The following is a 12417-nucleotide window of genomic DNA, read 5'->3' on the forward strand; positions in this document are numbered from 1 at the left end:
GTTGCCGGGGTTAGAAAGATGCGACTTCCTGGAAGTCGGTTGCCCCGGGTATTGAGAGGATTAGCGGGGTGTAACTCTCCCAAGTTACAACAGGTAGGCGGACTTCCGCGAAAGCTTTTCATACCTGTCATGAAACTGCTGTGCTTTAACGTGCAGGCACCACTTTCCACCACAGCAGGACTTCGTAGAAGTCGCAGGTTCACCCCAGGCAGCCCACTCTTCAGAGGAGAGGCCTGGACAGGCAGCCAAGGGCTTCCAGGTATACAGATGTGGAGGTGCATGCGACTTCTACGAAGTCAGTTACACAGCTGATGCAGAGGTTAGCAACCTGCGGCTTCCAAGAAGTCGGCTCTGCAGGTGTTGCCGGGGTTAGAAAGATGCGACTTCCAGGAAGTCGGTTGCCCCGGGTATTGAGAGGATTAGCGGGGTGTAACTCTCCCAAGTTACAACAGGTAGACGGACTTCCGCGAAAGCTTTTCATACCTGTCATGAAACTGCTGTGCTTCAACGTGCAGGCACCACTTTCAACCACAGCAGGACTTCGTAGAAGTCCTATATTACTAACCTCCAAACACCACACCTTACCCGACTTCGTAGAAGTCGCAGGTTAACCCCAGGCAGCCGAGACCCTAAGCCGACCGAAACACCTCCCCCCGCAAATTCCCATACGCATCAAAGCTGCGCCCCAGGCTGAAAGCCACCCCCAGCACCACACTCAGCGCAATACAGACAAAAATCACGATCATAATCGCCAGCTGATAACGGATAGCCGTATCCGGTGTCGCCCCGCCGATGATCTGCCCCGTCATCATCCCCGGCAGAAAGACCACCCCCATCGTCGCCATACTCGCAACAGAAGGGTTCAGGGCCGCCTGCAGGCTGTTGCGGAAGAAAGGGATCAGCGCTTCCCAGCGAGACGCCCCCGCAGCCAGGTAGTAACGGTAAGCCTCCTGCTGATCCTGCAGGCGCTGGTAAAAATCAGAAAGCCCAACCACGATCCCCTTGAGGGCATTGCCCAGCAACATCCCACCGATGATGATCAGGTACTGAGCCGAAAAAATATCCGATACCGGCAGTATCAGCACATTGAAAAACAGCAGCACACCAAGTCCGCTGACCAGCAACGCCAGAAAGATCGGCACAAAAAAGACACGCAACCGGAGTGCGCTGTTCTGAACCGCCGAGCTCGCAGCAAAGCCCACCATAGCCACCACCCAGAGCAAATTCAGCCACATATTGTCCCAGCGGAACCAGTAGATCAGCAGCACGCCGACCAGGGTCAGCTGCACCGTCATGCGCACCACCGCCACAGCCATACGCCGGAGCATGCCCAAACGGAAGTACCAGATCAGCCCGGCCGGGATCAGCAGCAGGGCGTAAAAGGCAGCCATCGCCCACAGGGATATAGGTACAGATTGGTCCATCAGGAATGCGTTGAGGTGAGGTCCAGGGTTTGGCCGGCCCGCCAGCCCGGGTCGTGGGCAACGATAATTACTGTTTTGTCTTTCAGGCTGGAAATATAGTCCATCATCTGCGCCTTGCGCTCCGCATCCACTGCCGAGGTGGCTTCGTCCAAAAGCAAGAGCGGGCGGTTCAGCAGCAGGGCGCCGGTGAGCGCCAGGCGTTGTTGCTCGCCCCCGGATAGTTCCCGGACCGGCTGTTCCAGCTGCCCGGGCTGCAGCCCAAAGCGGCCGAAGTGGCTTAGTATCGTTTGTTCCGAAAAATCTGCGCGCTGATTGGCCTCAAACTGATGGACCTGCTCCAGCAATTGCCGGGCGGTGCCTTCCACCCGTGGCAGCTGCTGCGGCACATAGGCTACTGACTGCCGGAGCGACCAGACCGTTTGTGCATTCAGCGGCTTCCCACCAATGTGGATGCGCCCTTCGTCAGGGACACAAAATCCCAGAAGCAAGCGAAGCAGTGTGCTCTTCCCGCTCCCCGATGGCCCCTGAACAAGCAGGTGAGTATGGGTAGCAAGGTGGAGGGAAAAGTCATCAAAGACCGTCTTCTGACCAAAGCGGACCGTGATGTGCTCCAACCGGACCTCCATATCCTGTGAGTTATTGCTGACTGGCGGTAAGGGAAGTGGATCGGGCAATGGCTTTCAGGGCTTCCTTTACCATTGCATCTTCCATATTCCATACCTTGTAGTAGCCCTCATCTTCGAAGAGTTGCTTGGCAATGCGGGCCTTGAGCATGTGTTTGGTGGCGCGCTTGACGGGCTCGCTCAGTGCATCTGCGGTAAGGGGATCGCCATGTTCCTCAGCGTAAGTGATCAGGCCCTGCAGCAAGGCATCATCAATGCTGAAGGAGGTAACAAAGCGGTCCAGCCCCTGTTCCGTCAGCGCAGCGGGGTCTGCCTCTTCGCCCAGGTAGCGGAAAACGTACTGCGGTACGTATTGCCGGAGCGTCAGGTAGTCCTCGTCCAGGCTGAGGGTATCGATGGGTACAAATACATCGGGCATAATGCCACCACCGCCGTAGACGATCCGCCCGTTGTCGGTGTAGTATTCGGTAGAGTCCTGTATCAGGATATTCCGGGCTGCTTCCATTTCTCCGGTTTCGTACCGGTCATACATCTCGTGCTCGTAGGCCTCGGGGTCATCGTAGGGCTTTTGGATGGAACGGCCAGAGGGTGTGTAGTAGCGGGCAACGGTAAGGCGCAGTGCGGCTCCGTCGCGGAGTTTGTACTGCTCCTGCACCAGCCCCTTCCCAAAGGAACGCCGGCCAATAATGACGCCCCGGTCGTGGTCCTGAATCGCCCCCGCTACGATCTCACTGGCCGAAGCAGAGCCTTCATCAATCAACACCACGATGTCCTCCACATCGAAGAAGTTGCGCCCGGTGGACGTATACTCACTGCGGCTGACGGCATCGCCTTCGGTGTAGACCAGGAGTTTGTCTTTTTCTTTGAATAACTGACTGAGCATATTGGTGGCTTGCTGAAGGTAGCCCCCGGGGTTGTGGCGAAGGTCGAGCACGAGGTCTTCCATGCCCTGATTTTCCACCAGCTCTTCCAGTGCTTTCATAAATTCTTCGTAAGTCGTTGCGCTGAAGCGGTTGAGCTTGATATAGCCGGTATTGGCATCCAGCATATAAGCCACGTCCACGCTATTCATTGGGATTTCATCCCGCGTCACCGTGAACTGCCTCAACTTGGTTTCTTTGCCCCTCAGGATGCCGATTTGCACGTCTGTCCCCTTTTCGCCCCGCAGCATTTTGATGATATCATCGGAGTCCATGCCTACGCCGGCTATGGTGGAGTCGGCAATCTGCACGATGCGGTCGCCGGAGAGGATGCCCGCCGTTTCGGAGGGCCCGCCGGCGAGCGGTGTGACGACTACGATGGTGTCGTCCAGGACCATAAATTCAACGCCTATGCCATCGAAATTGCCTTTAAGCTGTTCATTGACGGCTTGCAGTTCTTCCGCGGAAATGTAGTTGGAATGAGGATCGAGGCGGGAGAGCAGGTCGTCAATCACTTCCTGTGTGAGTGCTTCCTTATCTACAGCGTCCACATACTTGGCCTCCACATAGCGCAGGATTTCCTCTACTTTGCCCTGACCGATGCCTTCGGGGCCGGGGGCTTCCTGCTCCACCACGAGCTTGGGCATATTGGACTGCATGCGCATGCCGAGCAACATGCCGGTGACAAGCACAATAGCAAACAGCAAGGGGAGCCAGATACTGAATTTATTCGGAGCTGAAGGTCGATCTTGATGCATGTTTGGGACAGGGTGTAAAGATTTCGCAAAATAATGGCTTCGGCGGACTGAGGCGATAGTTCGTAAAATACCAGGTTAATACAAAAATAGGGGATTTAATGTTGCTCAAATGTGCTAGTTTTTGCTTCGGCGCATTTCAGAGCGGCGCATAGGCATGCGGTCGATGCGGCCGAAGAGCTCCTGCATGGGAACCACGGCTTCCTGTTCTGTTTTGACCGTACCGTCCTTACCAATCAGCACAAATTTTAATCCTTGTTCCGGTACCGGCCCGTATCTGTTGGTAAGCAGCCTGAGCACTTCCGGCTGAAGGGGCGTTCCTCCCGGCCCCGTACCCGAATGTTGAAAAAGCTGATATAAAACCAGATCGCGGTCTGTGACTTCTTCGGGAGTGGCCGTCCAAAGGTTAAATTGTTGCTTCAATGCAGCTTCTTCGGCATCCGGAGCCAGTAGCAAAACGACCCGGTGCTGCCAAAGGTGCTCTTGCAGGGGCTGTGCACTCCCCAAATGAGCAAATAATAAAGACCCAACAAACCAAACGAACTTCTTCATAATTCTCGCTTTACTTAAAATGACTGCATTACTTTTCTGAAAAATCAGAATTTCCTGCTAGTCAAGGCAATAACTGAAGGTCCGCAATTGTTTACTAAAACGTCTCAAATCCCTTTCACCCATGAAGAACTTCCTCCTCCTCTCCGCCCTTTTTGCCGTACAGGCTACCCCTGCTCAGGAACGCTTCGTCAGCCACGACCTGGAGGGCTACTACGACTGGTTTCACGAGCAGTCACAGGTAGCAGACCACTACGAACCGAATACGACCCTCTACACCTTTACCGCTGATACCAAAGTACATGAGGGCCCCTGCCGGGATGCTGAAGTGCTGACTACCCTTCCGCTGGCTTTTCCGGTAACGAACCTTAGCTACAACGACGACTATTTCCTGCCGGAAGACGAGATTAACGGATACGGTGATTTCTGGTATCAGGTGACCGGCAGCGATGCCAACGGAAAGCCCTTCCGGGGCTACGTCTGGGGCGCCGATATTGCCAAAGGCTACACCCGTACTGACCTGAACGACGACCAAACACCTGAGTACCTCCTGCTGGGCATCTCCACGCATGAGCGGAAGCAATTAAGAGATATCAACGGTGAACTGCGCCTGGTACAGGATGGCAAACTGCTGACCGCCACCACAGTGCCCGGGCTCTGCCTGTTCGAGGATTGCGCTTCTAGCTCTCTCCTCCGGGTCATCAACACCACACAGGGCTTCCCGGTAATCGAAACCAGCACCATGACAGTAGGATGCTGGGCCGGCATCGAAAAAGCCTTTTTCTTCTACGACGGCGCCAACTTCAACCGCGTCTATCAGGCAGAGTACACCACCGACCATGAAATTGCCAGCGAGTCTTTCATCGTCAATCAGGGCTCTTCTGCTCAGGTCTGCCAGTACAGCCACGAAGGCAAAGACTATGCCCCGGTCTGGAAATGCCGCCCGCTGGAAAGCCAAAATGACCGGGCAGAAATGGTCATGGAGCCTTCCGCCCATACCCGTGTAAAATAACCGGGCTGGCTTAATTGCGCCGGCCCTCAGGAAACCAAATACTGCGCAGCCTTCCCTCTTCAGAAAAGGCTGCGTTTTTTATTTTCGGGCTCATCCACCAAACATGCCGACTGGACAAAGAAAGCGTTTACGCACACCACCGCAATGATCAGGGATATTGAGTCAGAAGCCGGCGTGTATATGGCATCCAGCCAACTGCAAAAGCTCGAAGAAGCAGCAAATGCCATTGAAGGCAGTAAGCTGATGACCAATCAAAAAGAGGCTATCTACACCTTCTTCGATCATGCACAAAAAGTCATGAATACCCTTTCTGACCGCATTGCCACCAAGAGTTATCAGGATTACAACATGCGATAAACCAATCACCTAAATACCAGATTCAGGCAGAGCGGATGGCCCCGGGCGGGTCATCCGCTTTTTTTGTAGCCGCCAAGACCGAACTAAACACCTGTTACCGGAAAGCCCCGCACATTTTACCTTATTTTCAGCCCATTATTAACCTTGTGAAATGGAAATATGAAAAAATGCTTACCCCTGTTGCTGGCTCTGGTACTTCCGGTACTCCTTGCCGGTCAGCAGCTCAATCATGTCCTTGGAGAAGCCCTGATCAGGCTGGAGCCAAAAGCCAGCGTCCAATCTCTCACCGGCCGCCTGCAAACCTTCAACGGGCGGTCTACCAATTTCAAAATCATTGAGGAAGTCGTGCCCTACATGCGCATCTGGCGTGTGGGGTTTGACCATACTGCGGTCTCGGAAATTGACTTCCTGGCCCATCTCAACCGCATGCCCGGCATATCCGTCGCTCAGTTCAATCACCTGGTAGAGCTGCGGAGCACCGTGCCGGACGACCCGGAATTCCAAAATCAGTGGCAGTACATCAATGGTGGCTCCGGTAGCTGTGTGGAAGGGGCTGACATTGATGCGGACCTGGCCTGGGAGATCACTACGGGTGGCACCAATGCACTGGGCGATGACATCGTAGTTTGCATCGTAGACGACGGGCTCGACCCCAATCATCAGGACTTTGGCGACAACGTCTGGGTGAATGTCGCAGAAATACCTGGTAACGGCATTGATGATGACAATAACGGCTTTATTGATGACTATGCCGGCTGGAATACCGGCTCAGATGATGACGACATTGATGCATCCAATGGGCACGGCACGCCCGTAGCGGGCATCGTTGGCGCTCAGGGTAACAACGGCATCGGCGTGGCCGGTGTCAACTGGGATGTTAAGCTCATGATCGTAGTTGGCGGTTCCGGTATAGAGTCGGAAGTATTGGAGGCCTACAGCTTCCCGCTTGCCCACCGCATGCGCTACAACGAAACCGGAGGAGCAGAAGGCTCTTTTGTAGTAGCCACCAACTCCTCCTGGGGTGTCAACTTCGGACAGCCGGAGGACGCGCCCCTTTGGTGTGCATTCTACGACACCCTCGGCGTGCACGGTATCCTCAATGCGGGCGCTACGATCAACGGAAACCAAAATGTGGATGAAGTTGGCGACCTGCCAACCGCCTGCAGCAGTGACTTCATGATCAGCGTGACCAACCTCAACTGTACCGGCAATAAGGTCAGTGGTGCAGGCTTTGGTATAGAGACCATAGACCTCGGCGCACCCGGGCAGGGCACCTGGACGGCAGCCGAGGGCAATACCTATGGTGGGTTTGGCGGTACTTCCGGGGCAACGCCTCACGTCGCCGGGGCAATTGCCCTGCTCTACTCCGCACCCTGCTCCCAGCTTACACAGCTGTCGCTCGAAGCACCGGCAGAAGCCGCCCTTTTAGTCCGGCGGGCCATCTTTGACGGGGTCAAACCCAATCCAAGCCTGGATAGCATCACGGTAACCGGCGGCACGCTCAACCTTTACAACAGCCTGCAGATGCTGCTCCAAAACTGTGGCCCCTGCCCGGGCGCCTTCGGCCTGGAAGCTACTGCGGTAACCGACAGCAGCGCGACCATCAGCTGGGTGTCTACCGACTCCACTTTGCAGTCCAGCCTCTACTGGCGGGAAAGCGGGGACACGACCTGGCAGATTATTCCGGACGCCATGGCCCCGGTTGAGCTGAGCGGCTTACTGTCTTGCAGCGCTTATGAGTTTGCCCTGGAGGAAACCTGTACAGACACCACCGTTTTCTCAACCATCGCCACCTTCCTGACCGAAGGCTGCTGTGATGCGCCTCAGGACTTGTTCGCCGAATCCACAGTGGACAGTACCGTGCTGTCCTGGCGTCCGGTATCGGCTGCAAGTGCCTATCAGGTGACCGTTACCTGCCTGATGGATACCCTGACTTATGACAGCGTCTTCACCAACACCTTAACGGTGACCGGGCTCGACTCCTGTCAAACCTGTGTAGCCAATATCCAAAGCCTGTGCAGTGATGACCTCTTACCCGACTCCCTGGGTACGGACATTCTCTTTGACGTACCGGGCTGTGGCAATTGCATCGACCTCGACTACTGCCTGGTCACTGGCAATACGGAGTATGAATTCATCAATGCTGTATCCATAAATGACCTGGAAAACACTTCAGGCAACGATGGCGGCTACGGAGATTACACCGGCCTGAGCACCAGCCTGGAAACCGGCGCAGGCTACACCCTGACCATTACACCCGGCTGGGTGACCAGCGCCTATTCTGAGAACTACTGGGTCCTCATCGACCTTAATCAGGATGGAACCTTTGACCTGAGCACCGAAGTGGTGGGCAGTGTAACCGATTCGGAAGAGACCAGTATAGAAATCCCGATCCTCATCCCGGATGATGCCCTGACTGGCAGCACAAGGATGCGGGTGGCGATGGCTTTTCAGGAGGACCAGTTACCAGAATGCAACAACAGCATTGAAGGCGAAACGGAAGACTACTGCCTGGAGATCACCGATGAGGTACCACCCTGCCCTGTACCGGCGGCTGTCACCACCGACTCCATCAGTTATCAGAGTGCCTACCTCAGCTGGGAAGGCAGCAGCGAGGTCTATCAGCTGCGCTTCCGCCCGGAAGGGGCTGCGGAGTGGTCCGGCGTTGAGGGCGTTGGTGCCCAAATGCTTATCCTCGAAGGACTGGATGTCTGCACCGGTTATGAAGTGCAGGTGTCGGGCTTCTGTGGTGACTTCCCAAGTGGATGGTCCGAATCCTTCTTTTTCTCTACGATCTGCAATCCGGCCTGCGACAGTGATGCAGCGATGCTAACCGTCCTTGACCTTACTGATACCACCGCTATGCTGGTCTGGGCGGCACCTGATGCTGCACTAAGCTATGAGCTGCAGGTCCGCAGAAGCGGCACAACGGCCTGGGATACCTACCCGACCACCGGCCTGGAACTTCAACTGGAGAACCTCGATTCCTGCTCGGCCTACGATGCCCGCATCTGGGTCACCTGCGAGGGCGTCAATAACATCAGTCAGCCCTCCGCTACTATGAACTTCGAGACGACCTGCCTGACCGGGACCGAAAACCTGGCCCGCCAACTGGGCCTGGAAGTCGCGCCCAACCCCTTCCGGAAAACCCTCGGTATCCAACTGGAACTGGAACGTGCCCAAACGGTGCAGTACCTGTTGTACAATGCCGCTGGCCAGCAGCTCTTGCAACGGGAAGAAGCACTGACACAGGGTATTCAGCAGAGCAGCCTGTCTACCGCTACCCTGCCTGCCGGACTGTACTGGCTGAGCGTGCGTACGGAACACGGCGTCGCTACGATTAAAGTGATTAAGCAATAACCCGTTTGACGGACTGACCTGCAGCGGCCGGCATTTCTATTGGAAGTGCCGGCCGCTTTGTTATAACATCATTTGATAATACCAATAGAACTAAATCATCGCTCAATGCGTATTAATAGTACCAAATGATACTATCATGCAGCACAAGTATTTTGAGCCTACCGCAGAAATCGTCAACCTTTCTACAGACATAGGCCACCTGCTAGGGGTGATCGACGGCTCACAGCTCCGTAAGCCTCAGCCCACCCTTCGCAAGCGCAACAAGATCAAAACCATCCGCGCCTCTCTCGCTATTGAAGGCAATACTCTGACGGAAGCACAGGTCACTGCCATCCTGGACAATAAACCCGTCATCGGCCCGCAGAAAGATATCCTGGAGGTCAGGAATGCCATCAAAGCCTATGAAAGCCTCCCCGATTTCAACCCTTACGCTGAGTTGGATTATCTCAGGGCTCATCAGATACTCATGGAAGGCCTCGTGGATAAAGCAGGTCAATACCGAACTGAGGGCGTTGGAGTATTTCAGGGCAATCAGGTGGCTCATCTCGCCCCTCCCGCCTGGAATGTCCCTCATTTGATGAGTCAACTCTTTGCGTATTTGCTGTCGGGCACTGAAAACCTGATCATCAAAAGTTGTATTTTCCATTATGAAATGGAGTTTATCCACCCCTTTTCGGATGGTAACGGCCGAATGGGCAGGCTTTGGCAAACCCGCCTGTTGATGGAAGCCAACCCCGTCTTTGAATTTCTGCCTGTGGAAAAAGCCATTAAGGATAGTCAGGAAGATTACTACAAAGCACTTAGCGACAGCGACCGGTCAGGATTGTCCACCACCTTTGTGGTTTATGCCCTGAAAAAGATAAGAAGCAGCCTGCAGGAGATGATTAAGCTGAGTACTCCACCGGCTAATGCTGAAGAGCGCATTCAATACTTTATGGAACAGCACGATCAGCCTTTTTTTACCCGTAAAGATTATAGGGCTGTTTTCCCAAACCTTTCCACCTCCACTGCCTCCCGGGATTTACAGGCAGCAGTGCAACAGGGCTTGCTACTTAAGACCGGTGATAAGCGCAATACGACCTATGAGCGTCGGTGAGGCTTATGTCCCCACCCGCAGCACAATCTTCCCTTTGCTCTGATTGCTTTCCATATACCGGTGGGCCTCCGCCACTTCCGACCAATCGTAGACCTTATCGACAACCGGGCGCAGCTGCCCGTTCGCAAACAAGGGCCAGGCAAAGAGCTGCAAATCGCTGGAGAGGCGGATCTTATACTCCAAGTCCCGGGCGCGCAGGGTGGAGCCGATGATCTGCAGACGCTTGCGCAAAACCGGTGCGATGCTAAGGTTATCCACTTTCACCCCGCCCAGAAAAGCCAGGAGCACCATACGCCCTTCCAGCCCCATAACGTCGAGGTTTTGCTGCAGATAAGGCCCGCCGATGAAGTCCACAACCACATTCACGCCTTCCCCCTTGGTATAGTCTTGTAGCCTTTCGGCGAAATTTTCTGCCTTGTAGTCAATGGCCAGTTCCGCGCCCAGTTCCTGACAAAGGCCATGCTTGCCCGCCGATGCCGTTACGATAGGGTGAGCGCCCATGACCTTCGCCAGTTGAATAGCCGCAGTGCCTACCCCACTTGCGCCCGCATGGATCAGCACCCGCTCGCCTTCCTGTAGGTGCGCCAGCCAGCGCAGGGCCTGAAAAGCAGTCAGAAACACCTCCGGGACCGATGCGGCCTGCACGGCATCAAAGCCTTCGGGCCAGGGCAGGGCCAGGCGCTCGGGAATCACCGCATACTCGGCATAGCCACCGCCGCCCAGCAGCCCGCAGACTTTATCGCCAATCTTCCAGTGAATAACCTGCTCACCAACTTCTACGACCTCGCCAGCCACCTCCAGTCCCATAATCGGGCTATCGCCTTCCGGCGGGGGGTATTTGCCCATACGCTGAAGGGTATCCGCCCGGTTGAGGGCTGTGGCTTCCACTTTGACCAGTATCTCGTTCGCGGCAGGGGTAGGGGTCTCATAATCGCCCAGATAGAGTTCTTCCGGGCCTCCAAAATCTTTAATTTGTATGGCTTTCATCGTTGTATTTTAATGGCTTCAAACTGAGCTGCAGCATCGGCCCAAAGACGCTGACGGTTCGGCGCGAGGGCGCGGGCGTGTTCAAGATAAGGCTTGAAAGTTTCAGGCTGCGTTGCCCATTTGTTCAACCAAGATACAATTTCGGTATGAGACGGGCAAAGCTCCCCATTACGGCCGGCATCCACGTGGTTGGGCACATTGCCCCCGGCATAGGCCAAAATAGGCAACCCTGCCGCTGCTGCTTCCTGCAGGGCCATACCGTAGGTCTCTATATAGGCAGCCGAAATCAACAGGTTGGAACGGGCGTAGGCTGCCTGCAGGGCTTCCTGCGTCAGCGTGCCCAGGTAGTGTACGCCTTCCAGCTTTTCCACAACCGACAGGCACTGTTTGGCGTATGCGGGTTCCATGTCCTGATTACCAGCCAAACTGAGCACTACGCCTTCAGGGGGCGCGGCTGCCCAGGCGTTCAGCAGGGGCAGTATACCTTTCCTTTCCACTACATTAGCGACCACTATGGCTTGAATAGGATGGGCGGTTTTGTCCTGCACCACCGGCAGCTGTTTTAAAGCGGGCTCAATCACCTCAATGGGCTTGGAAACATCCCGGCCCTGCAGGTAATCCGCCGTGTAGGGGCTTGTCGCCAAATACCAGCCAAAGTGGCGTAGCCAGGGCCATTCCTTTTCCCGAAACCAGTCTGCCCCCTTCCACCCCGCCGGTGGGTGCAGGCTTTGCAGGTGGTGCACGATCAGCCCGGATTGCTTCGCAAGTGCAGGTGGCAGCGTTGGGGCAAGTAGAGTGTCTGTGAGCATCGGCACCCCTTCCGGCAGGCCCTCCGGCTGGGCACTTTCGTAAATGGGGTGCCCCAGCTCCCGCAGGGCATCGATCAGGTGGCGGTTGTAGAGATTGCCACCAGACACAAAGGCTCCGGTGTCGGGAATGAGGAAAGCGTACGCTTGCTTCTTAGGCTTCATAGGCCGCCCAGGCTTCGTGGGATTCCCCGAGGACGACCTTGATACGGCCATCAAACTGATCGGCCACCGCTGCCTTTACCTGCCCGTGAATGTACAGAGCCAGAAACTCGGTAGTCGTCAGCTTGCCTTTGAATTGCGGCAGCTCGTCCAGGTTTTGATAATCCAGAGGGGCGAGGGCTTTCTTGAGCGCATCGTGGGCGAGCGCAATATCGATAACGATGCCCATCTCCGTGAGTTGTTGGCTGTAGAAGGTTACATCGGTAACGTAGGTCGCGCCATGCAACCGCTGTGCCGGCCCAAAGTCCGGGTGTGGCAGGGAGTGCGCAATCATAATGTGCTGTCGGATGGTAACGCTGAACATAT

Annotated in this window: 11 protein-coding genes; 4 read left to right on the forward strand and 7 right to left on the reverse strand. The window is 55.3% G+C overall.

Going from position 1 to position 12417, the window contains the following annotated elements; genetic code table 11:
- Positions 1–629: 629 nt before the first annotated feature.
- The 4 genes from IX84_RS06460 to IX84_RS06475 all read right to left on the reverse strand — a co-directional run bounded on the left by IX84_RS06460 (position 630) and on the right by IX84_RS06475 (position 4274).
- The gene (locus IX84_RS06460; protein ID WP_044217724.1) at positions 630–1424 is read right to left on the reverse strand and encodes an ABC transporter permease; all 795 of its coding nucleotides are present in this window, start codon (positions 1422–1424) and stop codon (positions 630–632) included.
- Positions 1424–2050, reverse strand: coding sequence for an ABC transporter ATP-binding protein (locus IX84_RS06465; RefSeq protein WP_044217726.1), 627 nt, complete (start codon positions 2048–2050; stop codon positions 1424–1426). The genes IX84_RS06460 and IX84_RS06465 overlap by 1 nt, the downstream gene beginning before the upstream one ends.
- A 10-nt stretch (positions 2051–2060) precedes the next feature.
- Positions 2061–3725 carry a S41 family peptidase gene (locus tag IX84_RS06470; protein ID WP_044217728.1) on the reverse strand — a complete coding sequence of 555 codons (1665 nt, stop codon included), beginning with the start codon at positions 3723–3725 and terminating at the stop codon, positions 2061–2063.
- A 114-nt stretch (positions 3726–3839) separates the two neighbouring features.
- Positions 3840–4274, reverse strand: a complete 435-nt coding sequence (locus IX84_RS06475) for a DUF4174 domain-containing protein (protein ID WP_044217731.1) — start codon at positions 4272–4274, stop codon at positions 3840–3842.
- Positions 4275–4395: 121 nt separating this feature from the next.
- Between IX84_RS06475 and IX84_RS06480 the strand changes: the two genes are divergently transcribed.
- The 4 genes from IX84_RS06480 to IX84_RS06495 all read left to right on the forward strand — a co-directional run bounded on the left by IX84_RS06480 (position 4396) and on the right by IX84_RS06495 (position 10096).
- Positions 4396–5283, forward strand: a complete 888-nt coding sequence (locus tag IX84_RS06480) for a hypothetical protein (RefSeq protein ID WP_044217734.1) — start codon at positions 4396–4398, stop codon at positions 5281–5283.
- Between the two features lie 144 nt (positions 5284–5427).
- Entirely contained in the window at positions 5428–5640 is a 213-nt protein-coding gene (locus tag IX84_RS06485) for a hypothetical protein (RefSeq protein WP_044217735.1), read from the forward strand.
- Positions 5641–5799: 159 nt separating this feature from the next.
- The gene (locus tag IX84_RS30750) at positions 5800–9000 is read left to right on the forward strand and encodes a S8 family serine peptidase (protein WP_052515821.1); all 3201 of its coding nucleotides are present in this window, start codon (positions 5800–5802) and stop codon (positions 8998–9000) included.
- 136 nt (positions 9001–9136) lie between these two features.
- Complete coding sequence (locus IX84_RS06495) at positions 9137–10096, forward strand: Fic family protein (protein ID WP_044217737.1); 960 nt, start codon at positions 9137–9139, stop codon at positions 10094–10096.
- A 3-nt stretch (positions 10097–10099) separates the two neighbouring features.
- Here IX84_RS06495 and IX84_RS06500 read toward each other — a convergent pair whose 3' ends face one another.
- Genes IX84_RS06500 through IX84_RS06510 form a run of 3 tightly spaced genes read right to left on the reverse strand, consistent with a single transcriptional unit; the run spans position 10100 to position 12415 of the window.
- Complete coding sequence (locus IX84_RS06500; protein ID WP_044217740.1) at positions 10100–11083, reverse strand: NAD(P)H-quinone oxidoreductase; 984 nt, start codon at positions 11081–11083, stop codon at positions 10100–10102.
- Positions 11080–12054 (reverse strand): glycosyltransferase family 4 protein, encoded by a 975-nt coding sequence (locus IX84_RS06505; protein WP_044217743.1) that lies wholly within the window; start codon positions 12052–12054, stop codon positions 11080–11082. The genes IX84_RS06500 and IX84_RS06505 overlap by 4 nt, the downstream gene beginning before the upstream one ends.
- The gene (locus IX84_RS06510; RefSeq protein WP_044217745.1) at positions 12044–12415 is read right to left on the reverse strand and encodes a 6-pyruvoyl trahydropterin synthase family protein; all 372 of its coding nucleotides are present in this window, start codon (positions 12413–12415) and stop codon (positions 12044–12046) included. The genes IX84_RS06505 and IX84_RS06510 overlap by 11 nt, the downstream gene beginning before the upstream one ends.
- Positions 12416–12417: the final 2 nt, after the last annotated feature.

Origin of the sequence: Phaeodactylibacter xiamenensis, from assembly GCF_000759025.1 — a bacterium.
Taxonomy (GTDB): domain Bacteria; phylum Bacteroidota; class Bacteroidia; order Chitinophagales; family Saprospiraceae; genus Phaeodactylibacter; species Phaeodactylibacter xiamenensis.